Source organism: Gemmiger sp. An194 (assembly GCF_002160145.1).
Taxonomy (GTDB): Bacteria; Bacillota; Clostridia; order Oscillospirales; family Ruminococcaceae; genus Allofournierella.
In genome coordinates, this window is record NZ_NFKA01000005.1 from 44,806 (window position 1) to 69,794 (window position 24,989).

Sequence of the window (24,989 nt, forward strand, 5' to 3'; positions counted from 1 at the left end):
CGGCATTTTCCACATTATAGATTTTTATAAAAACAGCAAAATTCTTTTAATATTTTACTCCATATCAGCTATTGTGCGCAAGATGTTGCCGGGCCCTTCGGCTGGATAAATGGCCTGTGCGGCAAAATTTTCTTCGCCTTTATCCGTTTTCGCCTCTTTTGGGACTACCCCCTATTATATAGGTAACAACCATGCTGCCCGATGCAGCAGGCAAAAAAAGATTCAATTTTTTTAAGTTTTCCCCTTGACAATTCCTGGATTCTTGCTAAAATGTACTTAAATAATTTTAGTTAAATAATTTTAATTAAAATTATAAAACCATTTTTTGACACATTTCAACACATCAAAAAAACAACCCAAGAAAGTGAGAGTTTTATCATGTTTGAGAAAGTACGCGACATCATTGTGGACACCCTGAGCTGCGACGCTGACAAAGTGACCATGGAGGCCAGCCTGGCCGACGATCTGGGCGCTGACAGCCTGGACGCTGTTGAGCTGAACATGGCTCTGGAGGACAACCTGGGCGTTGCTATCTCCGACGAGGAGCTGGCCAACATGAAGACCGTCGGCGACATCGTGAATTACCTGGAGGCCAACGCCTGATTTTTGCGGCGTAAAGCAAAGCGCTTTTTACCGGCGTTTTGCATCAGCTCTGGCAGGGCGGCCGGAACGCGGCGATCCGCCGCCTGTTCCGGCCTGCTCTCTGCCGGGGCTGATTTTCTTTTGGCGCAAAAGGCAGCGCAGCGCGCCGCCTTCCTGTGCCCGACTACGATTTATAAGGAGGTTCCCGGCATGACCTTGGAACAAATCACCAGCCTGCTGAAGGCGTTTGACGAAAGCTCCGCCAGCCGTTTGAAGTACACCTGCGGTGAGGAGCAGATCACTTTGGAAAAAGCAGTCGCCCAGAGCGCCGTCGTTTGTGCGCCGGTCGTGGAGGCTGCCCCTGTTGCTGTGGCCCAGCCCGCAGCCGCACCCGCCGCTGCTGCCCCTGCTGCCGGGGCCACCATCGATGCTCCTCTGGTGGGCACCTTCTATGTGGCCAGTGCACCGGGTGAAGCCCCCTTTGTGAAGCCCGGCGACACGGTGCATAAGGGTCAGACCATCGGCCTGATCGAAGCCATGAAGATGATCAACGAGATCCCCGCTCCCTGCGACTGCGTGATTGAAAGTCTGGTCGCGCAGGACGGCGCTCTGGTGGGCTTTGGCGATCCGCTGTTCCAGATCCGGGAGCTGTAAGCCATGTTCAAACGAATTTTAATTGCCAATCGCGGCGAAATCGCGGTGCGCATCATCCGCGCCTGCCGCGAGCTTGGCATCGAGACTGTGGCGGTGTACTCCACCGCCGACGCCAGCGCCCTGCATGTGCAGCTGGCTACCCGGGCCGTATGCATCGGCCCTGCTAAGGCGGCTCAGAGTTACTTAAACCAGACCGCCATTCTGACCGCTGCGGTGGAAAGCGGCTGTGAAGCCATCCACCCCGGCTACGGTTTCCTTTCCGAAAACGACGAATTCGCGGATCTGTGCACTCAGTGCGGGCTCAAGTTCATCGGCCCCAGCGGCGATGTGATCCGCAAGATGGGCAACAAGGCCGCAGCCCGCGAACTGATGATCAAGGCGGGCGTGCCGGTGGTGCCCGGCTCCGACGGCGTGATTGAAAGCGCCGAAGACGCTTTGAAGGTAGCCGAGCGCATCGGCTACCCGGTGCTGCTGAAGGCCAGCGCCGGCGGCGGTGGACGCGGTATGCGCCGGGTGTTCAGCCCGGAGGAGCTGCCCGCTGCCTTTGCCTCTGCACAGGCGGAGGCTGTGGCCTGTTTTGGCAACGGCGAGATGTATCTGGAAAAGCTGGTTCTTTCCCCCCGGCACATTGAATTCCAGATCATGGCCGACCAGCAGGGCCATGTGGTCCATCTGGGCGAGCGCGACTGCTCGATCCAGCGCAAGAACCAGAAGCTGATGGAGGAATCCCCCTCCAAGGCGCTCTCCCCCGAGCTGCGCCAGGCCATGGGCCGGGATGCGGTAAAGGCCGCCCAGAGCTGTGGCTATGAGGGCGCGGGCACCATTGAGTTCGTGCTGGACCCGGACGGCAACTACTACTTTATCGAGATGAATACCCGCATTCAGGTGGAGCACCCGGTCACCGAGATGGTCACCGGGCAGGATCTGGTGAAAGAGCAGATCCGTGTAGCTGCCGGGCTGCCTCTCTCCTTCACTCAGGAGGATGTGAAGCTGAACGGCCACGCCATCGAGGTGCGGATCAACGCGGAAGACCCCGCCAAGAACTTCGCCCCCATGCCCGGCAAGACCGAGTTCGTGCACTTCCCGGGCGGCTGCGGCGTGCGGGTGGATTCCGCTTTGTACAACGGCTATGAGCTGAGCCCCTTCTACGATTCCATGGTAGCCAAGCTCATCGTGCACGCCCCCACCCGCCTGGCCGCCATCCGTCGGATGCGCCGGGTGCTGGAGGAGTTCATCGTGGAGGGCTACCCCACCGGCGCGGATCTGGCTCATCTGATCCTGTATCACCCGGATTACCTGAAGGGCGACTACAATACCTCCTTCATCGAGAACAACCTGGACGAGGTGCTCAGCTGGATGGAGAAGGGTGCGCCTCTGGCCGACGAGGAGGAACGCTAAATGCTGAACGAACGATTTTCTGACCGGCGGCAGCGGCTGCTGCGCCTGAAGGTAATGCGGGAGGGCGGACGTCTGCCCTCCTCCAGCCGCATCGACGCGCCGGCCATTTTCGAGCAGTGCCCTGCCTGCGGCGAAGCCGTGAGCAAGCGGCAGTGGGCCGATCAGCTGTACGTCTGCCCCCACTGTGGCCATCACCGGCCCATCGGCGCATACCAGCGACTGGCTCTCACGCTGGATTCCGGCACCTTCCAGGAATTGAACGACGGCCTGTGCGGCGATAACCCCCTGGATTTTGAGGGTTACGACGCCAAGCTGGAGGGCCTGCGCCGCCGCACCGGACTGTCTGAGGCGGTGGTCACCGCCAAGGGACTCATCGGCGGCTGGCCCGCTGTTGTGGCTGTAATGGATGGCCGCTTCCTGATGGGCAGCATGGGCGTTGCGGTGGGTGAAAAGGTGGCTCTGGCCGCCGACACCGCCCGCAAGGCGAAGCTGCCCCTGGTGATCTTCTGCGCTTCCGGCGGTGCCCGGATGCAGGAGGGCATCCTCTCGCTGATGCAGATGGCCAAGACCGCCGAAGCCATCACCCGCTTCCAGCAGGCGGGCGGGCTGTACATTGCCTGCCTGACCCATCCCACCACCGGCGGCGTGACCGCCAGCTTTGCTTCCCTGGGCGATATCACCCTGGCTGAGCCCAAGGCTCTGATCGGCTTTGCCGGCCCCCGCGTGATCGAGCAGACCATCGGCCAGAAGCTGCCGGAGGGCTTCCAGCGCTCCGAGTATCTGGAGGAGCACGGCTTTGTGGACGCGGTGGTTCCCCGCGGTCAGATGAAATCCACACTGATGCAGCTGCTTCGGCTGCACGCCAAAGGAGGTGCCCGCCGTGGCTGAACTGCATACCCCCGCTGAGAAGGTAGCGCTGGCCCGGCATGCGGGCCGCCCCGGTACGGCGGATTACATCAAGGCCCTGTTCACCGATTTCTTTGAGCAGAAGGGCGACCGGCTGTGCGGCGAGGACGCGGGCATTCTGGGCGGCATCGCCATGTTTCATGGCCGCCCGGTCACGGTGATCGGCCATCGCAAGGGCCGTAATCTGGAGGAGAACACCCGCTGCAACTTCGGCATGCCCAGTCCTGAGGGCTACCGCAAGGCCCAGCGGCTGATGCGCCAGGCAGACAAATTCGGCCGGCCCATCATCACCTTCATCGACACCCCCGGTGCCTACCCCGGCCTGGAGGCCGAGGCCCACGGTCAGGGCGAGGCCATTGCCCGCAGCCTGGCTGTGATGAGCGAGCTGAACGTGCCCCTGATCGCGGTGGTTACCGGCGAGGGCGGCAGCGGCGGCGCGCTGGCGCTGGCCATGGGCAACACCGTACTGATGCTGGAGAACGCCATCTATTCGGTACTTTCCCCCGAGGGCTTTGCCAGCATTCTGTGGAAGGATTCTTCTCGCAGTGCCGAGGCCTGCGATGTGATGAAGCTTACTGCCCAGGATCTGGAGCAGCTGGGCATCATCGACGGGATCATTCCCGAACCGGCGGAAGGCGCACACGCAAATCCCGCCGCAATGTTTGACGCGGTGGATGCGGCGCTGCAGAAGGCCCTGCGCCAGGCGGACCGCATTGCCGATCCTGCGGCTCACCGGCACAAAAAATTCAGAACCATGGGTTCCGCATTCCTGCAAGAGCCCGGAAAGGACTTTTTCTGATGACGGGACTGGAAATTCTGGGCACCGGGCGCTGCCTGCCTCAGCGCTGTGTGACAAACGACGATATGGCCCGCATGGTGGACACCAGCGACGAGTGGATCTCCACCCGCACCGGCATCCGCCAGCGGTATTTCTGCGGGGAAGACGAGGGCGTTGTGAGCCTTTCCACGGGCGCAGCCCGCAAGGCACTGGAGAAGGCCGGTGTGAGCGCGGATCAGCTGGGGCTGATCCTGACCGCCACCTTCACCCCGGACAGCTTTACTCCTTCGGTGGCCTGCCAGGTCCACGAGGCGCTGGGCTGCACCGCCACCATCCCCTGCTTTGATCTGAACGCCGCCTGCACCGGCTTCATCTACGCGCTGGAGACCGCCCGCTCCCTTCTGATGGCGGGCAGCGCCGGGGAATATGCCCTGGTCATCGGCGCGGAGTGCATCTCCCGCGTGCTGGACATGGAGGACCGCTCCACCTGCGTTCTGTTCGGCGACGGCGCGGCCGCTGCTGTGGTTCGTCTGGCCGATGTGCCCTACGCCTGCATTCTGGGCGGCCGGGGCGAAGCTGCCGGTCTGCATGCCAACAGCCTGCTGCCCGGCCAGAACCGCTATCTGTTCATGGACGGGCGGGCGATCTTCCGCTTTGCGGTGGACATCATTCCCAAGTGCCTGAACCAGCTGTTCGAAAAGAGCGGCACCAGTCTGGAGCAGGTGGACCATGTGGTCTGCCACCAGGCAAACAGCCGCATCATCGACCATGTGGTGAAAAAGCTGGGCGCACCGGAAGACAAATTCTACAAGAACATGCATCGCTACGGCAACACCTCCGCCGCCAGCATTCCCCTCGCTTTGGACGAGATGCTGGAATCCGGCGCGATTCGGCCCGGTCAGACCGTGGCCTGTGTGGGCTTTGGCGCGGGGCTGACCTGGGGCGCGGTACTGCTGCGCTTCTAAGGAAAGGCCCCTCTGATAAAAAAGGAGTAACAATATGCGTTTGAACGAAATTCTCGGAACCGAATTCCCCTTTATCCAGGGCGGTATGGCTAACATCGCCACCGGCACCTTCGCCGCCGCGGTTTCCAACGCGGGTGCGCTGGGTCTGATCGGCGCGGGCGGCATGACCGCCGACATGCTGCGGGAGCAGATCCACATCTGCCGCAGCCTGACCGACAAGCCCTTCGGCGTGAACATCATGCTGATGAATCCGGACGCTGAGAAGATGGCTCACATCGTGGTGGAGGAAAAGGTTCCCGTTGTGACCACCGGTGCTGGCAACCCCGGCGCTTACGTTCCCATGTGGAAGGAAGCGGGCATCAAGGTGTTCCCTGTTGTGCCTGCTGTTGTGCTGGCCCGCCGCATGGCCGGTCTGGGTGTGGACGGCATCATCGCCGAGGGCACCGAGAGCGGTGGCCATGTGGGCGAGATGACCACCATGGCTCTGGTGCCTCAGGTGGTGGATGCTATGAAGGAGTACAATCTGCCCGTGATCGCCGCCGGCGGCATCGCTGACGGCCGCCAGCTGCTGGCTGCCTTTGCACTGGGTGCCTGCGGCGCACAGCTGGGCACCTGCCTGCTGGTGAGCGAGGAATGCCCCATTCACGAGAACTACAAGAACGCCGTGCTCAAGGCCAAGGACAACGACACCGTGGTCACCGGCCGTATCGCCGGTACTCCCGTGCGTATCCTGAAGAACAAGATGGCCCGGGCCTATGTGGCGCAGGAGAAGGCCGGCGCCGACAAGATGGAGCTGGAGAAGTACACGCTGGGCTCTCTGCGCCGCGCCGTATTCGAGGGCGACACCGACACCGGCAGCCTGATGGCCGGTCAGGTAGCAGGCATGCTGCATGAGGTACGCCCCCTGCGCGCCATTTTCGAGGAGCTGAACAACGGCTGCGCCGAGCGGCTGCGTCAGCTGGAACAGGAGTAAGCTTATGCAGGCTGTAACCATTCGCGGCCGCACGCTGCAGCTGCCCATTCTGCAGGGCGGCATGGGTGTGGGCGTGTCCCTGGGCGGTCTGGCCGGTGCCGTGGCTGCCTGCGGCGGCATGGGCACCATCAGCACCGCGGTGGCCGGTTTCAACGAGCCGGATTTCGACCGCGACCCCAACGGAGCCAACCTGCGTGCTCTGGAAAAGGAAATCAAAAAGGCCAAGGAGCTGGCCGGCGGTCTGGGCATGGTGGCCATCAATGCCATGGTCGCCACCACCCAGTATGCGGACAGCATCCGCACCGCCATCAAGGCCGGTGTGGACGCGGTGGTCTGCGGCGCGGGCCTGGCGGTGGATCTTCCCGCCATTGCCGGTGATGCGGATGTGGCGCTGGCGCCCATTGTGTCCAGCTCCCGGGCCGCTGCCACCCTGTGCAAGCTGTGGTACAAGCGCTTCGGCGTGCTGCCCGACTTCATGGTGGTGGAGGGTCCCCTGGCGGGCGGTCATCTGGGCTTTGAGGAGCAGGACGTGAAGAACGGCTCTGCTCAGTGCCTGGAGACATTGGTTCCGGCCATCACCGAGCAGCTGCGCCCCTTTGAGGAACTGGCAGGCCGCCCCATTCCGCTGTTTGCGGCGGGCGGTGTTTACACCGGCGAGGATGCGGCCCGGCTGGAGCAGCTGGGTGCGGCAGGTGTGCAGCTGGCCACCCGGTTCATCGGCACCTACGAGTGCGACGCCTCCCCCGCTTACAAGCAGGCCATGCTGGACGCAAAGCCCGAGGATGTGCGCATCGTGCACAGCCCGGTGGGCATGCCCGGCCGGGCGCTGAACAGTCCGCTGATCCAGCGGCTGGCTGCAGGCGAGACCTTCCCGCCCAAACGCTGCGTAAACTGCCTGGTCCCCTGCAAAAAAGCCGATACCATCTACTGCATTGCCAATGCGCTGATTGAAGCAGTGCGCGGCAACTGGCAGGAGGGACTTTTCTTCTGCGGCGCCAATGTGGGCCGCATGACCAAACTGGTTCATGTGCGGGAGCTGATGGATGAGCTTGCCGCCGAATGGAGGAAACAGACACAATGAAACTTGCGATTTTGTATGCCGGTCAGGGCGCTCAGCACGCCGGGATGGGCAAAGATCTTTACGAGAGCGAACCCTTGTTCCGCGCCGCGCTGGATGCCGCGGACACTTCGGTGGATTTCGACCTGAAGCAGCTGTGCTTTGAGGGCCCGGATGAGACCCTGAGCCAGACCCAGTTCACCCAGCCCTGCATGGTAGCCTTCGCCGCCGGTCTGACCGCCGTGCTGAAGGACAAGGGCATCGAGCCTGCCGCTGTGGCGGGCCTGAGCCTGGGCGAGTATTCCGCCCTGTGCTGCGCCGGTGTGTTCGACGCAGCCACTGCCGTTTCCCTGGCCGCCTTCCGCGGCAAGGCCATGGAACAGGCCGTGACCGGCCGTCCCTGCGGCATGGCCGCTATTCTGGGTCTGGACCGTGAGGCGCTGAGCGCCGCCTGCGCCCAGGCTGCCCAGGCCACCGGCGGCGTGGTGGAGATCGCCAACTACAACTGCCCCGGCCAGATGGCCATTGCGGGCGACCAGGCCGCTGTGGACGCTGCCTGTGAGGCTGCCAAGGCCGCCGGTGCAAAGCGCTGCGTGCCCCTGAAGGTCTCCGGCCCCTTCCACACCTCGCTGATGGCTCCCGCCGGTGATGCGCTGCGGGAGAAGTTCAAGGAGGTATCCTTCGGCGAGATGAGCTGCCCGGTATATTTCAACTGCCTGGGTGCTCCCAAGGCCGACAGCGACACCATCCCCGCCCTGCTGGAGAATCAGGTACAGTCCAGCGTGTACATGGAGGACATCATCCGCCGCATGGTCGAGGACGGTGTGGACGCATTTTTGGAAGTAGGCCCCGGCAAAACGCTGGCCGGCCTTGTGAAGAAGACTGTGAAGGGCGCTGCTGTTCGCTCGGTGGAAACCGCTGAGGATCTGACCGCCGCCCTGGAATGGCTGAAAGGAGAAGCCTGATGGAAGCAAAACAGAGTGCACTGGTAACCGGCGGCAGCCGCGGCATCGGCCGGGCCATCTGCCTGGCCCTGGCCGCGCAGGGTGTGAATGTTGCCGTAAACTACGCGGGCAGCGCCGCTGCCGCCGAGGCTGTGGCCGAGGAGTGCCGCGCCCTGGGCGTGGAGGCCTTCGCCATTCAGGGCAACGTGGCCTGTGAGGCTGACGCCCAGAACCTGATCGCCCAGACCGTGGAGCGCTTCGGCCGCATCGACGTGCTGGTGAACAATGCGGGCATCACCCGCGACAACCTGATGATGCGCATGAGCGAAGAGGATTTTGACGCGGTGCTCGCCACCAACCTGAAGGGCGCCTTCCACTGCATGAAGGCCGCCTGCCGCCCCATGATGAAGCAGCGCAGCGGCCGCATTGTGAACGTTTCCAGCATCGTGGGCGTGCGTGGTAACGCGGGCCAGGCCAACTATGCGGCCAGCAAGGCCGGTCTGATCGGCATGAGCAAGAGCCTGGCCAAGGAGCTGGCTGCCCGCGGCGTGACCGTGAACTGCGTGGCCCCCGGCTTCATTGAGACTGATATGACCGATGTGCTGCCCCAGGCCGTGAAGGAGAAGCTGCTTGGCGAGATCCCCATGGCCCACCTGGGCAAGCCCGAAGATGTGGCCGCCGCTGTGGCGTTCCTCGCCAGCCCCGCTGCCGGTTATGTGACCGGTCAGGTGCTGTGTGTGGACGGCGGCATGGCCGTTTAAAAGCCCTGAATTGAAGGAGGAGCTTACAGATGGATAAACGACGCGTTGTAATCACCGGCATGGGCGCGGTGACTCCCCTGGGCCTGACCCTGGAGGAAAGCTGGGCCGCCGTAAAGGCCGACACCTGCGGCATCGGCCCCATTACCCAGTACGACACCACCAACCAGAAGGTAAAGCTGGCGGGCGAGGTGCGCGGCTTTGAGCCCGAGCAGTACATCGACAAGCGCGAGGTTCGCAAGACCGACCGCTTTGTGCAATTCGCTCTGGCCAGCGCCGCCCAGGCCATGGAGCACAGCGGCCTGGTGATGGAAAATGAGAACAGCCAGCGCTGCGGCGTGGTATTCGCCAGCGGCATCGGCGGTTTCTCCACCGTTCAGAATGAGTGCCTGAAGGGCAACGAAAAGGGCTACGATCGTGTAAGCCCCTACTTCATCCCCATGGCCATCTCCAACATGGCAGCAGGCAACATCGCCATCCGCTTCGGCTTCCACGGCATGTGCACCTGCCCGGTGACCGCCTGTGCCTCCGGCACCAACGCGGTGGGCGATGCCTTCCGTCAGATCCGCGACGGCTACGCCGATGTGATCCTGGCCGGCGGCAGCGAGGCCACCGTCACCTCTCTGGCGGTGGGCGGCTTTACCTCCCTGCATGCCCTGCACACCGGCAGCGACCCCAAGCGCGCTTCCATCCCCTTTGACAAGGAGCGTTCCGGCTTCGTGATGGGCGAGGGCGCGGCCGCTCTGGTACTGGAGGAGTACGAGCACGCCAAGGCCCGCGGCGCCAACATTCTGGCCGAGGTTGTGGGCTACGGCTGCACCTGCGACGCACACCACATCACCGCTCCCCTGCCGGACGGCTCCGGCGCGGCGGGCGCCATGACCCAAGCTCTGGCCGACGCGGGCGTGGACGCTGCCAGCGTGGATTACATCAACGCTCACGGCACCTCCACCGCCATGAACGACGCGGGCGAGACCGCCGCCGTGAAGCTGGCCTTCGGCGAGCATGCCAAGGAGCTGGCCATCAGCTCCACCAAGTCCATGACCGGCCACCTGCTGGGCGCTTCCGGTGCTGTGGAAGCTGCCTTCACCGCCATGGCCCTGCACGACGGCTTCATTCCCGCTACCCTGGGCTACCAGGTGCCGGACGAGGCCTGCGATCTGGACATTGTTCCCAATCACGGCCGTGAGGCTGCCATCCGGTACGCCATGTCCAACTCTCTGGGCTTCGGCGGCCACAACGCAAGCATCCTGTTGAAGAAGTGGGAGGAGTAAACCAATGACTTTGAATTCCAACGAGATCATGGAGGTTCTGCCTCATCGCTTCCCCTTCCAGCTGGTGGACCGCATCACCGAATGCGTGCCCGGCCAGATGGCAGTGGGCCGCAAGTGCGTGACCGTAAACGAGCAGTTCTTCTGCGGCCACTTCCCCCAGAAGCATGTGATGCCCGGTGTGCTCATCATCGAAGCACTGGCTCAGGTGGGCGCGGTTGCCATTCTCACCGAAGAGGAGAACAAGGGCAAGATCGTGCTGTTCGGCGGCATCAAGAATGCCCGCTTCAAGCGTCAGGTGGTTCCCGGCGATGTGCTGGAGCTGAAATGCGAGCTGACCGCACGCCGCGGCCCTGTGGGCTTTGGCAAGGCGGTTGCCACCGTGGACGGCCAGATTGCCGCCATGGGCGAGCTGACCTTCGCCATCAGTTGATTTGCTGCAGCACCGCACAATTTTAAATGGATGTGAATTGTGCGGTGTTGCCTTAACCGACGCATCTTGGTATAATATTATCACCGCAGCAGGCATACGGTTTTTTCACACCGTCCCATGCTCTTTTGCCTGGGCCGCGCAGTCAAGGAGGATCGAACGAATGCTGGAGCAAGCATTTGCAGATGTGTATTCGAAATTCAAATTACATTTCTATCAGAAGGTATTCAGTCGGTTCCAGGCGCGGGAAGCCAGCCTGACTACTGTGGAAACCTTCTGCATGGAGATCATCCAGGCGTTGGGGAAGCCCACCATCAACGAGTTTGCCAGCTTTGTACAGATCTCCCCGCCCAATGCGGCCTACAAGGTGAACAGTCTGATCAAAAAAGGCTACCTGAAAAAGGTGCAGTCGGAAAATGACCGCCGGGAGTATTTTTTGGTGGTGACCCAGAAGTACGAGGATTACTACAACATCAGTTACAGCTATCTGTCCACCGTGATGAACCGGATCAAGGATCGGTTCTCCCCTGAGGATGTGGCCAAGATTGAGGAGATGCTTACCATCATTTCCGACGAGCTGATGCCGGAGATTCCGCTGAAGTCACCCAACGCCAATCACTACGCCCCGAACGCCTGAATCCATCGATTCTCAAGCCCTTTATTGCCCGGCAGGCAACCGTCTGCCGGCAGTAAGGGCTTTTTGTGCTTGTGTGCCCACTGAAAAATAACAGGGCACCGGCGCGCGAAACCCCTGTGCACAACATTCCTATCCTGGAGGGACCCCTCATGAGCGTTACATTAAAACAGGCACTGGTACTGCCCAGCTTGCGCCAGGCCACCCTGCTGGCCGGCTTTGATAATCTGGACCGGCCCATCACCTCGGTAAACGTGCTGGAATACATCGGCACGGAACCCCTGCACCAGCAGAACGAAACAGCAGGCCGCTTCGCCGGCGGCGAGCTGGTCCTCACCTGCTTTTCTTCCATCCCCACCAACGTGAACGCCCAGTGTGAATGTCTGCGCGCTCTGGCCCAGGTGGGGCAGGCCGGTCTGGTGCTGTATTATGTGGGTACCGTAATGCCTCAGGTGGACCCTGCACTGGTAACGCTGGCTCAGGAGCTGAATTTCCCGCTGCTGGTAATGCCGCCCCGTATGGAGCTGCGCTACAGCGAGGTGATCGGCGATGTGATGGACGCCATCCTGCGGGATCAGGCGGACAACACTCATCTTCTGGGAGATATTCTGGAGCACATGACCCTGCTGCCGGAGCACCAGCGCACGGTGGACACCGTGCTGCAGCTGCTCAGTGACCGGCTGCGGGCTACCGTGCTTCTGCTGGACGGCACCGGGCAGCTGCTGGGCGCCTGCGCCTGGCCCCGGGGCTCTCAGACGGATATGACCGATCTGCTGATCCAGGCCCGACAGGGCAACGCGGATCAGTGCTGCCGTTTGACCATCGACCCCGGCGACGCGGCCCCCATGGAGCTGTGCCTGCTGAAGGCGGGTCAGCCGCTGAGCAACGAGGTACAGCAGCAGGCCCAGGACGTGATGCAGCTGGCACTGAACCTGTGGAGCCTGAAGCACGCGGAGCTGGCCATTGAAGAGCTGGTGCGGGCCATCCTGCGGGACGAGCCCATCAAGATGCGCCGTCTGGCTGCCCTGTTCCGTCTGAACGTGGCTTCCATCCACTGCATGTGGATGCTCAGCCCGTTGGACCCCGCCTGCCGGGAGGAGTTTCTGCGCCGGGTGCCCACCATTGCCTCCCAACTGCTGGAGCCCCACTGCCAGGCCGCCATTGCCGGCAGCTACCAGGACTTTGTGATCGTTCTGGCCGACAACGGCGTGTTTGGTCCCGAAGGAGAGGCACTGGCCGCCCAGCTGGGTCAGCAGCTGAAGGCTGAGGGGCTGGGCGCAGGCTTTGTGTGCTGCCAGGGTCTAGAGAACACCGCTCAGGTGCGCGCCGCCTTTCTGCGCAGCAGCGAGGGCCTGCCCAGCGCGCAGACCATCTGGCCCACCCGCACCGTACATACGCTGGGCGAGATCGATTTTGCGCTGCACTGCAAGAACGATCTGGTACAGGACGAGGCCAGCGTGACCCGCTGCCGGGCAGTGCTTGCTCCGCTGCACAGCTCTTCCGAGGAGCTGCCTCTGGTGGATACACTGGCGGTCTACCTGCTGGATGCGGACCAGAACATTGCCCGCTGTGCTCAGCAGCTGTTTTTGCACAAAAATACGGTAAAATACCGCTACCAGCAGATCACCCACCGGCTGGGTCACACCCCGGACAAACTGCCTGAGCTCACCGCCCTGTATGAAGCGGTGGCACTGTACCGGCTTCTGGAAAAATAATGGCACGACCCCCACGGGCGGCGGAAAAGCCGCCCGTTTTTCGTGTTTCTTTTACAGCAATTTGTGCATTGCTTTGCTGCTTTTCCCGACGCATGGTATAATAATTTTGTTCGCCGACTGTCTTTGTCGGCCGCTTTGAGATTCTATTTGTGAGGTAACCGCCCATGCATTCCGCCCTTTCCTGGCTGCGAAAAAATCCGCACGCCTGGCTGATGGGGTACTGGGCATTCTATCTGTTCGGCTTCTTCAGCCTGGAACAGCTGGACCCGGAATACACCATCATCCACTGCTTCATCGACGACCTGATTCCCTTCAACGAATGGTTTGTGATTCCCTACTGCCTGTGGTATCTGTGGATGCCCGGCACCATGCTGTATCTGTTTTTCAAGGAAAAAACCGACTACTGCCGCCTGTGCTTCATTATGTTTGTTGGCATGACGGTGGCCATGCTTACTTATCTGGTCTGGCCCAACGGTCTTGATCTGCGCCAGCCGATTCTGCGGCAGAACGTTCTGTGCCAGCTGGTGGAGCTGCTGCGCGGCATCGACACCCCCACCAATGTCTGCCCCTCCATCCACATTTCCAGCACCGTCTCCATTGCTATTGTGGGGCTGCGCTGCAAGCTGTTCCGGGGCAACCTGCCGGTGCATGCGCTGATCTGGGCCATGACCATCCTGATCACTCTGTCCACTTTGTTTTTGCGCCAGCATTCGGTGATCGATGTGGTGGCCGGTGCGGCACTGAGCCTGGTATTGATGATCCCCGCTTATCGAATCCAGTGGGAAAAGATCTTCCCGGAGATCGCGCCCTCTGCAAGCAAGGCGATCCGACACCCGACACAAAACCAAACAACTTTCTAAAGCGAGGGACATTCCCCTCGCTTTTTCTTTGCACGTACTGCCGCAATTGCACCTCATCTTGTATATTTTTGTGCAAATTGCCCCTTGCTTCCTTCCTATCTTATGCCTATGATAATAGTAGAACAGGGTGCGAAGTATCTCGCCGCCCGCCGGAAAGGAGCGTGTTTCCAATGCACCAAACCATCGAATCTCTGCTTTTGGCCCACGGGCGCGCCATTCTGAATTCCCCGGGAATGCAGCTGGAGCAGCAGTTCATCCAGCACGGCAATGTGACCTGCTTTGACCATTCGCTGGCCGTGGCTTATCTGAGCCTGTGGATCGTTCTGCGGCTGGGTCTTCGCCTGGACCTGCGCAGCCTCGTGCGCGGCGCTTTGCTGCACGACTACTTTTTGTACGACTGGCATGAAAAGGATGAAAGCCACCGCTGGCACGGCTTTCATCACGCCCGCCGGGCCCTGGACAACGCCAGCCGGGATTTTGAGCTGAACTGCATTGAACAGGACATCATCGAAAAGCACATGTTCCCGCTGAATCTCACTCCGCCCCGCTTCGTGGAAAGCGTGGTGGTGACCTGCGCGGACAAGATCTGTGCCTGCTTTGAGGTGTTTTCCATCCTGCTCTATCGCCCGGATTTTTCCCGTCTGGGCCTTGCGGCAACCAACAACAATTGACCAACCGCTCCGGGTAAGCTGCATGCCCCCGGAGCGGTTCTTTTTGTTTCGGGCAATACCGCATAATTCACGCCTCACGGCTCAGACGGTGTTACCGTAATTCCTTGCAAGCTTCTGTGAATTGTTTTCAATTTATTCACATTTACCCCATTGACAGAAGATGTCAAAAGGGTTACAATTTAGTTGCAAGAAAGTTACACCCCCTTTTTCATGTGTTGTGAGGCGTCTCCGGTTCTTCTCCTCCTTCCGCCCCCCTAGCGGTTCTTTGATCCGGCTGAGCAGGGCGTCTCGAAATTCCTGTGGCAAGCTCCACCGCCCATTCCCGGGCGGTGGAGTTTGTTTTTGCCCTTTTTCTCTTGTGCCTGCCGCCCGCAAACGGTATGATAAAAACAGCACGGGACTTTTCGTCCCATCTAAAAGGAGCGTTTTCCATGTCTGCTGTTTTTTCCCGGCTTGCCCCGCTGCGGGTAGCGAAATATGCCCTGGGCGGACTGCTTGCCAGCTTTTTTGCTGCCCTGCTCGGGCTTTCTTACAGCACCTCCGCCGGAGTGATTGCCATTCTGAGCATCCAGACCACCCGCAGGCAAACCCTGGCATTGGTGCTTCGGCGTTTTACCGCCTTTTTCGCGGCCATGGCACTGGCCTTCGGCTGCTTTTCCCTTCTGGGATATCATCTGATCGCCTTCGGGCTGTTTCTGCTTTTGTTTGCCGCCTTCTGCCAGTGGTTCGGCCTACAGGAGGCTCTGGTGATGAACACCGTGCTGGTGCTGCATCTGTACGCAGAGCGCACCATGAACCTGTTCTGGCTGCGCAACGAGCTGCTCTTGCTTTTAATCGGTGCCGGGATCGGGATACTGGTGAATCTTTACATGCCGGGTGCGGCAAAGGCCATTCGCCAGAGCCAGGCCCAGGTGGAACAGGCCTTCCGGGACATTCTGCAGCGGATGGCGGACCGGCTGCTGACCCGCAGCAAACAGGGCTACACCGACAGCTGTTTTGCTCCGCTGGAGCAGCAGCTGGAGGGGCTTGCTCGCAAAGCCCGGGAAAACCAGGACAACGCCCTGCTCAGCGACCAGTGGTATTTTGTAAACTACGTAAGTATGCGCCAGCGTCAGCTGACGGTACTGCGCCGCATTTATGACAACATTCACCGACTGGATCAGGTTCCCGAACAGGCCCTGAGCATTGCCGATCTGCTGGAGGAGATCAGCCGCTCCTTCCATGAGCACAACAATGCCGCCGCACTGCTGCAAAAGCTGCACGGAATGCAGATTTCCATGCGGGACGAACCCCTGCCTCAGAGCCGCGCCGAGTTTGAAAACCGTGCATTGCTTTATCGGGTACTGTACGATCTGGAGGACTTTTTGCAGCTGAAGGCAGACTTTGCTGCCGCGCTCACCGAGCAGGAACGCAGCCGGTTCTGGGGAGACTGACCCGAAAAATTTTTGCTTTACCTTGGTAAATTTCAACCAAGATAAGTCATACTTAGGCCAGTTTTTCGACAAATTGCCGGTTTTCCCGGTTCGGGGTTTGAAAAGTTTGGCGGCGGTGCATTTTGTATTTTTCGGCCAAATATGATACACTTTTTAAAACCACCCGGCACGCAGGGCCACCGGCGCAGGATTTGTGCAAATTTGCGCTTCAAATGCCCGCGTTGTTCTTGTTAGAAAGGCGATTCTGCCTTATAATAAAAGGAACGAAGCGTTTTGCTGGAGAATTGTAATTGCAAAGGAGACAAGGAATATGGCTTATTATTTTGAGGAACCTTCCCGCACGTTTGGCGAGTACCTGCTGGTACCCGGTTACTCTTCCTCCGCCTGCGTACCGGACGCTGTGAGCCTGAAAACACCGCTGGTTAAGTACCGCAAGGGCGAGGAGGAATGCCCCCTCACCATGAATATCCCCATGGTAAGCGCCATCATGCAGTCGGTTTCCGGCGATCGCCTGGCCATCGCGCTGGCAAAGCAGGGCGGCGTATCCTTTATTTACGGTTCCCAGTCTGTGGAAGATGAGGCCGCTATGGTTGCCCGCGTGAAGAGCTACAAGAAGGGCTTTGTAACCAGCGACTCCAACCTGAAGCCCACCGCTACCCTGGCGGATGTTCTGGAGCTGAAGAAAAAGACCGGCCACTCTACCGTTGCCATCACCGAGGACGGCACCCCCAACGGCAAGCTGCTGGGCATCGTGGCCAGCCGCGACTACCGTGTCAGCCGTATGTCCATGGACGAGCCTGTTGCCAACTTTATGACCCCCATGGAGAAGCTGGTCTGCGCTCCAGACACCACCACCCTGAAGGAAGCCAACGACATCATCTGGGACAACAAGATCAACTCCCTGCCCCTGGTGGATGCTGAGGGCCATCTGAAATACATGGTTTTCCGCAAGGACTATGACAGCCACAAGGAAAACGTGAACGAGCTGCTGGACGCCAACAAGAGCTACGTTGTGGGCGCCGGTATCAACACCCGCGACTACGCTGAGCGTGTTCCCGCTCTGATCGAGGCCGGTGTGGATGTGCTGTGCATCGACTCCTCCGAGGGCTTCTCCGAATGGCAGAGCCGCACCATCGCCTGGATTCGTGAGCGCTACGGCGACAAGGTGAAGGTGGGCGCCGGCAACGTGGTGGACCGTGAGGGCTTCCGCTTCCTGGCACAGGCCGGCGCGGACTTCATCAAGGTCGGCATCGGCGGCGGTTCCATCTGCATCACCCGCGAAACCAAGGGCATCGGCCGCGGCCAGGCTACTGCCGTGATCGAGGTTGCCGCGGCTCGTGACGAGTACTACAAGGAGACCGGCATCTACATTCCCATCTGCTCCGACGGTGGCATTGTGCACGACTATCACATGACCCTGGCTCTGGCCATGGGCGCTGACTTCGTGATGCTGGGCCGTTACTTCGCCCGCTTCGACGAGAGCCCGACCAACAAGCTGCGCATCAACGGCAGCTACGTGAAGGAGTACTGGGGCGAGGGTTCCAACCGCGCCCGCAACTGGCAGCGTTACGACCTGGGCGGCGCCACCAAGCTGAGCTTCGAGGAAGGCGTGGACAGCTATGTTCCCTACGCCGGCAGTCTGGCTGACGGTGTGGGCACCACCCTGTACAAGATCCGCAGCACCATGTGCAACTGCGGCGCTCTGACCATTCCCGAGCTGCAGGAGAAGGCCCGTCTGACTGTGGTTTCCTCCACCAGCATCGTGGAGGGCGGCAGCCACGACGTTATCCTGAAGAACAACCCCAACAACTAAGCTTACCAAACGAACAGGGCACCCGCTGCGGCGGGTGCCCTGTTCTTCGTTTCTCACTTATTCCACATTCCCTATGAATTACGCACCCGAAGATGCGATTGGCTCGTTTGCCCGGTCACGGCATGATGCGCCGTGCCTCCATGTAATAGCGCTTATCCTGCGCACGGCCCATGGAGAAGGTTTTGCGAGGCAGAACGCCGTCCAGCACCACGCCCCGGAACAGGTCCTCCTTTCGGAACTCCGGCAGCACAAAACCGATGCACTGCGGACCGGCACTGAGGGTACACAGGGTTTCTTCCCCGTGGATGTAATCCGGCTTTGCTCCCTGCCAATGGGGCATTCGGTCATCCAGAAAGGCCTGGAGCGCCGCCACCGGCAGTGCCCATCGCCCATTGGGCCGGATGGAAAGCCAGCCGGTTTTCTCCCCTGCCACCCAGCGGATGGCCCAGAGGTCTTCGCTTTCCGGTGTCTGCTCCAGAAGCTGCGCCTGCGCGCCCTGGGCGGCGAAGTAGCTTACCGCGTCCTGTAAGACTGTTTGGCGGTCCGCACCGGCCACCAGGCGGTGGATGGGCTCGATCTCCAGGCTTTCGTCCTGCAGGTTCACCACCTCGGCCAGCGCCCAGCGGGCCGGATGCTCCAGCCGCTGCTGCGGGGTAAGCGTCTCGCGAATCTGCTCCCAGCGGACCCGGGCGGCTGCCATGGAATGGTTACCGTCGCCGGTGGCAAACTGCAGGGCCGGGGCATCTGCCGGAGCGCCATACCGTTCGCTCAAGTGTTCCGGTGCAGCCAGCGCCTCCAGCGCCTGCTGGATTTTCTCGGTGAGCGCCCCCTCCGGAATAAACCAGCCGGTCAGCTGGCCGCCGCCCAGCATGAGCGGTGTATCGTAGGCTTGCTCCAGTTCGCTGCAAAGAGCGGCCACCGGCTCGATCACCGACCGCTGCGGGTCGTCGATCAGCAGCAGGATGTGGGGCAGCTCCAGTGTGGCTGCCTCCCGCACCGCCAGCCGGGCTGGAATACGCTCCGGCACCGTGCGCTCGGTGGGACGAATCAAAGAGCGGGAGCCCTCCCGGTAATCATAAGCCTCCAGGTCCACCGCCATCACCAGACCCCAGCGGGGCGCGGCCACGTCTTCCATTTGACGGCGTACCAGCATCATGCCGGGCGCGGTGGGTCGGAGCAGTCCGTTTACCTGATATTCCTCCATGGTCTGCCCGATGGTTTTGATCCGCTCAGGCGCGTCCGGCTCTTCCAGCCAGATCTCCGGCAGAGTCAGCCGCAGGGTGGAAGGGGCATCCCCCACCAGCTGCTGCACCTTTTGCCAGTAATCCGGCTGAGAGGTGTATTGATCGCAGGCCACCACCGCCCACTTTTCCAGATTAATCTCCGGGGCGGGCAGCAGCATGGCCGCAGGTTTTGTGCATCGCTGCATGGTCGTGTTCTCCTTTCCCCGCCCGTCAAATCAGGCGTACTCGCAGAACACCGGGCTGTGCGGCAAGCTGATCCAGCTGCTCCGGGGCTGGCTCGGCTTCCAGATCGGCCAGCAGGCAGCACCGTTCTCCCTTTTTGGCATCTGCACGCCCTGTTGTTTTCCAGCCCGCCAGAAGCTGACCTGCATTCAGGTTTTCACCCAGTACACAAAGCCGGGGCGCAGCAGTTTTTGCACCCAGCGTGCAATCCGGGTAGTTCACTGCGTTGCGCAGGGTACCCTCCTCCAGAAAAGCCTTCAGCTGGTCCACTGCCATGCAGGCACAATTGTCCTCCGATTCCTCGGTGGAAGCGCCCAGATGAGGAATCACCAGCGCGCCGGGCAGATGCACCACGGCCGGGTTGGGGAAATCCGAAACATAGCGGCGCACAATCCCCTGCTCCATGGCTTGAGCCAGCGCCTCGTCGTCCACCAGTTTATCCCGGGAGAAGTTCAGCAGCACCGTACCGGGCTTCATTTTTGCGAACACCGCCCCATTGATCATCTGACGGGTAGCATCGTTCAGCGGCAGATGCAGCGTAATGTAATCGCAGCTTTCGTAGATTTCTTCCGGTCCATCCAGCAGGTGAACCTCCTGGGCCAAGCCGGGGATGGTGCCATCGCCCTCCGGCAGGGTGTAAGCCCAGACCTCCATACCCAGAGCCAGGGCGGCGTTTGCCACCTTTACTCCGATATGGCCCAGACCGATGATGCCCAGGCGCTTGCCCAGAATCTCACCGCCGGCAAACTGCTTTTTGGCTTTTTCGGTGTCCTTGGCAATGTCCGGGTCCGACTGGTTGGCGCGGACCCATTCCACGCCGCCCACCACGTCACGGGCGGCCAGCAGCATTCCCGCCAGCACCAATTCCTTCACGCCGTTGGCATTGGCGCCGGGGGTATTGAACACCACGGTGCCCTGTTTTGCCAGCGCGTCCAGTGGAATGTTATTCACACCGGCTCCCGCCCGGGCCACGGCCAGCAGCCCGGCAGGCGCGGTCACGGCGTGCATGTCGGCACTGCGCACCAGCGCCAGCTGTGCTTCCTCCAGCGGGGCATCCAGCTGATAGCCCGCGCCGAATCGTTCCAGTCCCACCTTGGCAATGGGGTTCAGGCATGTTACCTTTGTCATCGTTTCTGCCCCCCCTTAGCCGTTCTCGGTCTCAAACTGCTTCATGAAGTCCACCAGCGCCTGCACGCCTGCCAGCGGCATGGCGTTGTAGATGGAGGCGCGCATACCGCCCACGGTGCGGTGCCCCTTCAGATTCACCAGGCCCTTGGCGGCCGCTTCCTTCACAAATTTCGCATCCAGATCCTTGTCGCCGGTCACAAAGGGAACATTCATCAGCGAACGGTCCTTTTTGTCCACCGTGCCCCGGAACAGGCGGCTCTCGTCCAGGAAATCATACAGCAGCTTTGCCTTTTCCAAGTTGCGCTGCTGCATCCCCTCCAGGCCACCCTGGGCTTTAATCCACTGGAACACCTTTCCGCAGATATAGATGCCGTAGCAGGGAGGTGTATTGTACAAAGAATTGTTGTCCGCATGGATTTTGTACTGCAGCATGGTGGGCACAAAAACCGGAACCTCCTCCGGGATCAGATCCTCCCGGATGATAACCACCACCACGCCCGCCGGGCCGATGTTCTTCTGAGCTCCGGCAAAGATCAGCCCGTAGCGGCTCACATCCACCGGCTCGGACAAAAAGCAGGAGGACTGGTCAGCCACCAGAGGCTTGCCCTTGGTGTTGGGCAGGGTTTTGAATTTGGTGCCATAGATGGTGTTGTTCTCGCAGATATACACATAATCCGCATCCGGCGAGACCGGCAGGTCGGTGCAGTCCGGGATATAGGCGAAGGTGCGGTCCTCACTGGTGGCCAGCTTGTTGGCCTTTCCATATTTCGCACCCTCTGCATATGCCTTCTTCGCCCACTGACCGGTAACGATATAATCCGCCACGCCGTTTTTCATCAGGTTCATGGGCACCATGGCAAACTGCTGAGATGCACCGCCCTGCAAAAACATGATCTTGTAATTATCCGGCACTGCCAGCAGGTCCTTCAGATCCTGCTGGGCCTGATCCAGGATGTTCTGGAAGGAACTGGATCGATGGCTCATCTCCATTACACTCATGCCGCAGCCCTGATAGTCCAGCATTTCCGCACAAGACTGGCGCAGCACCTCCTCGGGAAGCATCGCCGGTCCGGCGGAAAAGTTGTACACTCTGCTCATTCTCGATCCACTCCTTTTGTTTTAGATTTGCCAGCAATGGGCAGCGCTCTTTCGCGCCGCATCAGTTCACTGCTTTAGCTTATTGAATAGATTAGCACATTGCAGAGCAAATGACAACTGCCTTTTTTCACAACTTTGACAAGTAATCCTTTGGAACTGTCCGTCATATAGCCAATTTTGTTCTCGATGAGAAAACAAAATTGTGATTTTGGGCAAAAACGAGAAAAAGCGCTCTCACGCAGTGCCCGACAAAAACCTTATTGGCTTTGCCTTCGGGCTGCGTGAAAGCGCTTTTCTACTATTTTTGATAGAATTGCTCCCCTCAGAAGCGGAGCTCTGCCTCAAAGCAGCATTTTCCCTCGCGAGTACCGGATGCATACCAGCCGTTTTGCGTGCTGCCCCGCTGAACCTGGAAGTGCTCGCCCGCCGGGACCTCATTGTGATAGCTGATGCTGATGCGGCGAACTGGATTCTGGCGCAGCTGCTCCAGCGGCAGTGCATCGCAGGCGATGTCTGCGTAGCGGGTATTGTTCAGGTGGCCGTTGATGTCGCAGAAGGTATAGTAGGCAGCCGCCTGACCCACCTGCTCTACCTCCTGGGGGCGCTCGATGGTCATGTCCAGCTGATAGTCCACATCGTCTCCAAAGGGAAGATTCTGAAAGGCTTCAGGCGGGCGGCGGATGATACGGCGGGCCTGCGGGTCCACCAGAACCCATCGGCTGTCGGTCATGCCCAGGGCATTCCCCTGCTCATCCTGCACCGTGGTCACGCGCTTATAGGTGGCTCGCTTGCAGTTTTCCGGCCTGGTGGTCAGGGTGATAACCTCGCCGCAGCGGGGAACCCGCTCCCACTGAAGGGCCATTTTCGCCATGAGAAAAATCGCATTGTTCTTTTCGTAAAATTCCTGATTCAGCCCGATTGCCTCGCAGTGATCGGTGGAAAGCTGCTGCACCATACGCAGAAATGCGCCGGGCATCAGGTATCCATTCAGATCGCAATCGGTGTCCTTCACCCGAAAGGTCTGGGTGTAGGTAGTCAGCTCCTGCATTTTCTTTTTCGCCTTCTTTTGCATTGAAATTTCCTTCTTATTATAGCACAAATTCACGCAAAAATAAAAACTCTGACCTGCTGCATTTTCGCCGGAACGGAGCACGGCGCCCCCTGCCTTTGCAGAGAGCGCCGCACAATTGGAGGATATCAATCCGGGTGCTGAAACCCCGGGGAAATGGTTACGGACGAGCTACCTGATTGAGTCGGGCATTGATGGCAAGCAGCTGCTCCTTGGTCAGCTTGTTCTCGCCCAGAGTACCCACCAGACCTGCCATACGCAGTACCGTGAAGCCGCCGATCATTTTGGCAAAATCTCCGCTGAGATCGCCTTTTCCGCCCATACCCACCGAAGCAAGCAGCTCCAGAATGATCTGCTTGCCCTGCGGGGCCTGCATGATGTCTCCGATCAGGTCATTCAGGGAGAAGAAGCCCTCCTTTTCGGTCACATCAAACCAGTTGAGGATTGCCCCCTGCTCCTTCAGGCGGTAGCTTTCGTCCGGCGTATCCACATGGCAGATCTCTCCCTGGTCACGGCAATCGCCTGCCACTGCCTCCAGCTTCGTTACCCCTTCGTTGGGCACAACGAAACGGAAGAAGTGATCCTCTGCGTGCTGCACGCCCAGCGAGACTCCGTTGGCGAACAGCTCCACCTCGGGCTGGTTGGAATAGACGGTGATCTTCACCGTGTCACCGGTGTGGTTCACAAACCGCTTGCCGCACAGGTGGACGAAGGGCTCGTCGGAAAGCCAGGCCTTGTAGGCATAGAAGGCATCCTTTTTGTATTTCCGGTCCATGGTCACCAGGCCCTTGTGGTTCTGGCCGTTTTCGCCGCCCTCGTTGCGGGCGTCAGCGCCGAAGTCAAACATATTCCACACATGGGTCGCCCACAGGTAGGGCCGGGTGAACAGCTGCTTGATCAGCTCTTCGTGGTAATATGCCTGGTACTCTTCGGTGTAATCGCCCTGCTGGGGGGCATCCGAATGCCAGTTCAGCGCCTCGCAGCCGTATTCGCTGCAGCCAATGGGCAGGGTGGGATGCATTTCGTGGAACTTGTCAAACCAGGGGCCGTTCATGTCGGTATTGCCGCCGTACCAGCCGAAGTAATGGTTGTAGGATACCGCATCGGGAATCTCCAGATAGGGGCTGTCCATGGGGCACATGCTGATCACCGCCATCACAGTGGGACGGGTGGGGTCCATGGCATGGCACAGGTCATTGAGCTCACGATGGTTTTCCATCATATCCGGGTCACGGTCACCCTTCATGGTGATCTCGTTGCTCAGGCCCCACACAGCAATGGACGCATGGTGATGATTCTGCACGATCAGCTCACGCATCTGGCTGATGGTGTTTTCCCGGCCGGCAGGCATATGCTGAGAGATGTAGGGGATCTCTGCCCAGACCACCATGCCCCGCTCGTCACACAGATCATAGAAGAACTGGTCGTGCTGGTAATGCGCCAGCCGGATGGTATTGGCGCCCAACTCACAGATCAGATCCATATCCCGGATGTGATCCTCCCGGCTGAGCGCGTTGCCCTCGCCCCAGCAATCCTGATGGCGGGAAACACCGCGCAGCGGATAGCTTTCCCCATTGAGGAAGAAGCCCTGTTCGGGGTCGATCCGGAAGCTGCGGAAACCGAACCGACGGCTGACCGTATCCAGCACGGTGCCGTCCCGCAGCAGCTCGGCGGTCAGGGTGTAGAGATAAGGGTCCTTGCGGCCGTGCCACAGGTGAACCTGCTCCACCTGCAGCGCGTTTTTTTCTTCCCGGCTGCAAGCCTGAGCCACCGTCTCCCCTTCGGCGTTGCGGATGGTATAACGTACCTCAGTGCCATCGGCAGGGCCGGTGAGCCAGCGCTCCACCTCCACACGGCCGCTCACATCCGGGGTCAGATGCAGCCCGCAGCCGCCATAATAGGAAAGGTCAAAATGGGTCTCAGGGACACAAATGATGTTCACATCCCGGTACAGACCACCGTAGAAGGTAAAGTCCGCCACCTGGGGATAAACGTGGTCGCTGGGGGCGTTGTCCACCGTAATGACCAGCAGGTTTTTCTCCTGCAGGGCATCGGTTAGCTCCACTCGCCAGGTGGAATAGCCGCCGTCGTGGTGAGCCAGCTTTTTGCCGTTGAGATAAACATCCGCCGACAGGTTGGCACCGTTGATCTCCAAGAAGCAGGCCTCGGCTTCGGGCAGATCCGCCCGCTCCAGCGTGCGCACATAGACACCAGTGCCGCGCCAGTAATCGTTGCCGCCGTCCTGGCCGTCGATGTTGTTCCAGGTGTGCGGCAGATTGACGATGTCCCAATCCGCCGGGAAGTTCTCCGGCAGGGGCGCGCCCTTGCGGAATGCCCATTTATGATTGATATTCACAACATTTCTCATAACAAAACCCTCCTGATC

The 24,989-nt window shown here is 60.1% G+C and carries 23 protein-coding genes; 18 read left to right on the forward strand and 5 right to left on the reverse strand.

Translation table 11 applies throughout. The features are described 5' to 3' along the window. The first annotated feature begins 378 nt into the window (after positions 1–378). From acpP to B5F28_RS04505, 18 genes are all read left to right on the forward strand, one after another. Positions 379–603 carry an acyl carrier protein gene (gene acpP / locus B5F28_RS04420; RefSeq protein ID WP_412906082.1) on the forward strand — a complete coding sequence of 75 codons (225 nt, stop codon included), beginning with the start codon at positions 379–381 and terminating at the stop codon, positions 601–603. A 189-nt stretch (positions 604–792) separates the two neighbouring features. Then, complete coding sequence (accB, locus tag B5F28_RS04425; RefSeq protein WP_087293777.1) at positions 793–1,236, forward strand: acetyl-CoA carboxylase biotin carboxyl carrier protein; 444 nt, start codon at positions 793–795, stop codon at positions 1,234–1,236. A gap of 3 nt (positions 1,237–1,239) precedes the next feature. Then, complete coding sequence (gene accC, locus B5F28_RS04430; RefSeq protein WP_087293779.1) at positions 1,240–2,634, forward strand: acetyl-CoA carboxylase biotin carboxylase subunit; 1,395 nt, start codon at positions 1,240–1,242, stop codon at positions 2,632–2,634. Continuing rightward, positions 2,635–3,522, forward strand: a complete 888-nt coding sequence (gene accD, locus B5F28_RS04435; RefSeq protein ID WP_343212734.1) for an acetyl-CoA carboxylase, carboxyltransferase subunit beta — start codon at positions 2,635–2,637, stop codon at positions 3,520–3,522. Continuing rightward, entirely contained in the window at positions 3,506–4,339 is an 834-nt protein-coding gene (locus B5F28_RS04440) for an acetyl-CoA carboxylase carboxyltransferase subunit alpha (protein WP_414600582.1), read from the forward strand. The genes accD and B5F28_RS04440 overlap by 17 nt, the downstream gene beginning before the upstream one ends. Further along, positions 4,339–5,283 carry a beta-ketoacyl-ACP synthase III gene (locus tag B5F28_RS04445; RefSeq protein WP_087293784.1) on the forward strand — a complete coding sequence of 315 codons (945 nt, stop codon included), beginning with the start codon at positions 4,339–4,341 and terminating at the stop codon, positions 5,281–5,283. Before B5F28_RS04440 ends, B5F28_RS04445 begins: the two co-directional genes overlap by 1 nt. Before the next feature lie 34 nt (positions 5,284–5,317). Then, positions 5,318–6,256 carry a nitronate monooxygenase gene (locus tag B5F28_RS04450; protein ID WP_087293787.1) on the forward strand — a complete coding sequence of 313 codons (939 nt, stop codon included), beginning with the start codon at positions 5,318–5,320 and terminating at the stop codon, positions 6,254–6,256. Between the two features lie 4 nt (positions 6,257–6,260). After that, a complete protein-coding gene (locus tag B5F28_RS04455) occupies positions 6,261–7,337 on the forward strand; it encodes an NAD(P)H-dependent flavin oxidoreductase (protein ID WP_087293789.1) in 1,077 nt (358 codons plus the stop codon). Further along, positions 7,334–8,278 (forward strand): ACP S-malonyltransferase, encoded by a 945-nt coding sequence (gene fabD, locus B5F28_RS04460; RefSeq protein WP_087293791.1) that lies wholly within the window; start codon positions 7,334–7,336, stop codon positions 8,276–8,278. The genes B5F28_RS04455 and fabD overlap by 4 nt, the downstream gene beginning before the upstream one ends. Further along, on the forward strand, positions 8,278–9,018 hold the full coding sequence (gene fabG / locus B5F28_RS04465; RefSeq protein ID WP_087293793.1) for a 3-oxoacyl-[acyl-carrier-protein] reductase: 741 nt from the start codon (positions 8,278–8,280) through the stop codon (positions 9,016–9,018). The genes fabD and fabG overlap by 1 nt, the downstream gene beginning before the upstream one ends. A gap of 29 nt (positions 9,019–9,047) precedes the next feature. Beyond that, on the forward strand, positions 9,048–10,289 hold the full coding sequence (fabF, locus tag B5F28_RS04470; protein WP_087293797.1) for a beta-ketoacyl-ACP synthase II: 1,242 nt from the start codon (positions 9,048–9,050) through the stop codon (positions 10,287–10,289). Between the two features lie 4 nt (positions 10,290–10,293). Next, entirely contained in the window at positions 10,294–10,719 is a 426-nt protein-coding gene (fabZ, locus tag B5F28_RS04475) for a 3-hydroxyacyl-ACP dehydratase FabZ (RefSeq protein ID WP_058966095.1), read from the forward strand. Positions 10,720–10,879: 160 nt separating this feature from the next. Further along, the gene (locus B5F28_RS04480) at positions 10,880–11,353 is read left to right on the forward strand and encodes a MarR family winged helix-turn-helix transcriptional regulator (RefSeq protein ID WP_087182064.1); all 474 of its coding nucleotides are present in this window, start codon (positions 10,880–10,882) and stop codon (positions 11,351–11,353) included. Positions 11,354–11,502: 149 nt separating this feature from the next. After that, complete coding sequence (locus tag B5F28_RS04485; protein WP_087293799.1) at positions 11,503–13,065, forward strand: PucR family transcriptional regulator; 1,563 nt, start codon at positions 11,503–11,505, stop codon at positions 13,063–13,065. A 164-nt stretch (positions 13,066–13,229) separates the two neighbouring features. Next, entirely contained in the window at positions 13,230–13,925 is a 696-nt protein-coding gene (locus tag B5F28_RS04490) for a phosphatase PAP2 family protein (protein WP_087293801.1), read from the forward strand. 170 nt (positions 13,926–14,095) lie between these two features. Beyond that, positions 14,096–14,596, forward strand: coding sequence for an HD domain-containing protein (locus B5F28_RS04495; protein WP_087293803.1), 501 nt, complete (start codon positions 14,096–14,098; stop codon positions 14,594–14,596). Positions 14,597–15,027: 431 nt separating this feature from the next. Next, positions 15,028–16,029 carry an aromatic acid exporter family protein gene (locus B5F28_RS04500; protein ID WP_158097515.1) on the forward strand — a complete coding sequence of 334 codons (1,002 nt, stop codon included), beginning with the start codon at positions 15,028–15,030 and terminating at the stop codon, positions 16,027–16,029. A 310-nt stretch (positions 16,030–16,339) separates the two neighbouring features. Continuing rightward, positions 16,340–17,842 carry an IMP dehydrogenase gene (locus tag B5F28_RS04505; RefSeq protein ID WP_087293807.1) on the forward strand — a complete coding sequence of 501 codons (1,503 nt, stop codon included), beginning with the start codon at positions 16,340–16,342 and terminating at the stop codon, positions 17,840–17,842. Between the two features lie 115 nt (positions 17,843–17,957). Here B5F28_RS04505 and B5F28_RS04510 read toward each other — a convergent pair whose 3' ends face one another. The 5 genes from B5F28_RS04510 to B5F28_RS04530 all read right to left on the reverse strand — a co-directional run bounded on the left by B5F28_RS04510 (position 17,958) and on the right by B5F28_RS04530 (position 24,971). Continuing rightward, the gene (locus tag B5F28_RS04510) at positions 17,958–19,271 is read right to left on the reverse strand and encodes a DUF1015 domain-containing protein (RefSeq protein WP_087293809.1); all 1,314 of its coding nucleotides are present in this window, start codon (positions 19,269–19,271) and stop codon (positions 17,958–17,960) included. A gap of 25 nt (positions 19,272–19,296) precedes the next feature. Then, positions 19,297–20,436 (reverse strand): 3-phosphoglycerate dehydrogenase, encoded by a 1,140-nt coding sequence (locus B5F28_RS04515; protein ID WP_087293811.1) that lies wholly within the window; start codon positions 20,434–20,436, stop codon positions 19,297–19,299. Between the two features lie 15 nt (positions 20,437–20,451). Further along, positions 20,452–21,534, reverse strand: coding sequence for a 3-phosphoserine/phosphohydroxythreonine transaminase (gene serC / locus B5F28_RS04520; RefSeq protein WP_087293813.1), 1,083 nt, complete (start codon positions 21,532–21,534; stop codon positions 20,452–20,454). A gap of 322 nt (positions 21,535–21,856) precedes the next feature. Next, entirely contained in the window at positions 21,857–22,582 is a 726-nt protein-coding gene (locus B5F28_RS04525) for an acyl-[acyl-carrier-protein] thioesterase (RefSeq protein ID WP_158097516.1), read from the reverse strand. Positions 22,583–22,763: 181 nt separating this feature from the next. Then, positions 22,764–24,971, reverse strand: a complete 2,208-nt coding sequence (locus B5F28_RS04530) for a glycoside hydrolase family 2 protein (protein WP_087293817.1) — start codon at positions 24,969–24,971, stop codon at positions 22,764–22,766. Positions 24,972–24,989: the final 18 nt, after the last annotated feature.

Excerpts from the sequence above, each read along its gene's own strand:
- fabG (WP_087293793.1), top strand. The coding sequence starts at position 8,278 with ATGGAAGCAAAACAGAGTGCACTGGTAACCGGCGGCAGCCGCGGCATC.
- fabD (WP_087293791.1), top strand. The coding sequence starts at position 7,334 with ATGAAACTTGCGATTTTGTATGCCGGTCAGGGCGCTCAGCACGCCGGG.
- accC (WP_087293779.1), top strand. The coding sequence starts at position 1,240 with ATGTTCAAACGAATTTTAATTGCCAATCGCGGCGAAATCGCGGTGCGC.
- fabZ (WP_058966095.1), top strand. The coding sequence starts at position 10,294 with ATGACTTTGAATTCCAACGAGATCATGGAGGTTCTGCCTCATCGCTTC.
- B5F28_RS04490 (WP_087293801.1), top strand. The coding sequence starts at position 13,230 with ATGCATTCCGCCCTTTCCTGGCTGCGAAAAAATCCGCACGCCTGGCTG.
- B5F28_RS04495 (WP_087293803.1), top strand. The coding sequence starts at position 14,096 with ATGCACCAAACCATCGAATCTCTGCTTTTGGCCCACGGGCGCGCCATT.
- B5F28_RS04480 (WP_087182064.1), top strand. The coding sequence starts at position 10,880 with ATGCTGGAGCAAGCATTTGCAGATGTGTATTCGAAATTCAAATTACAT.
- accD (WP_343212734.1), top strand. The coding sequence starts at position 2,635 with ATGCTGAACGAACGATTTTCTGACCGGCGGCAGCGGCTGCTGCGCCTG.
- acpP (WP_412906082.1), top strand. The coding sequence starts at position 379 with ATGTTTGAGAAAGTACGCGACATCATTGTGGACACCCTGAGCTGCGAC.
- B5F28_RS04450 (WP_087293787.1), top strand. The coding sequence starts at position 5,318 with ATGCGTTTGAACGAAATTCTCGGAACCGAATTCCCCTTTATCCAGGGC.
- B5F28_RS04445 (WP_087293784.1), top strand. The coding sequence starts at position 4,339 with ATGACGGGACTGGAAATTCTGGGCACCGGGCGCTGCCTGCCTCAGCGC.
- B5F28_RS04525 (WP_158097516.1), bottom strand. The coding sequence starts at position 22,582 with ATGCAGGAGCTGACTACCTACACCCAGACCTTTCGGGTGAAGGACACC.
- B5F28_RS04505 (WP_087293807.1), top strand. The coding sequence starts at position 16,340 with ATGGCTTATTATTTTGAGGAACCTTCCCGCACGTTTGGCGAGTACCTG.
- accB (WP_087293777.1), top strand. The coding sequence starts at position 793 with ATGACCTTGGAACAAATCACCAGCCTGCTGAAGGCGTTTGACGAAAGC.
- B5F28_RS04455 (WP_087293789.1), top strand. The coding sequence starts at position 6,261 with ATGCAGGCTGTAACCATTCGCGGCCGCACGCTGCAGCTGCCCATTCTG.
- B5F28_RS04510 (WP_087293809.1), bottom strand. The coding sequence starts at position 19,271 with ATGCAGCGATGCACAAAACCTGCGGCCATGCTGCTGCCCGCCCCGGAG.
- B5F28_RS04515 (WP_087293811.1), bottom strand. The coding sequence starts at position 20,436 with ATGACAAAGGTAACATGCCTGAACCCCATTGCCAAGGTGGGACTGGAA.
- serC (WP_087293813.1), bottom strand. The coding sequence starts at position 21,534 with ATGAGCAGAGTGTACAACTTTTCCGCCGGACCGGCGATGCTTCCCGAG.
- fabF (WP_087293797.1), top strand. The coding sequence starts at position 9,048 with ATGGATAAACGACGCGTTGTAATCACCGGCATGGGCGCGGTGACTCCC.
- B5F28_RS04530 (WP_087293817.1), bottom strand. The coding sequence starts at position 24,971 with ATGAGAAATGTTGTGAATATCAATCATAAATGGGCATTCCGCAAGGGC.
- B5F28_RS04485 (WP_087293799.1), top strand. The coding sequence starts at position 11,503 with ATGAGCGTTACATTAAAACAGGCACTGGTACTGCCCAGCTTGCGCCAG.
- B5F28_RS04500 (WP_158097515.1), top strand. The coding sequence starts at position 15,028 with ATGTCTGCTGTTTTTTCCCGGCTTGCCCCGCTGCGGGTAGCGAAATAT.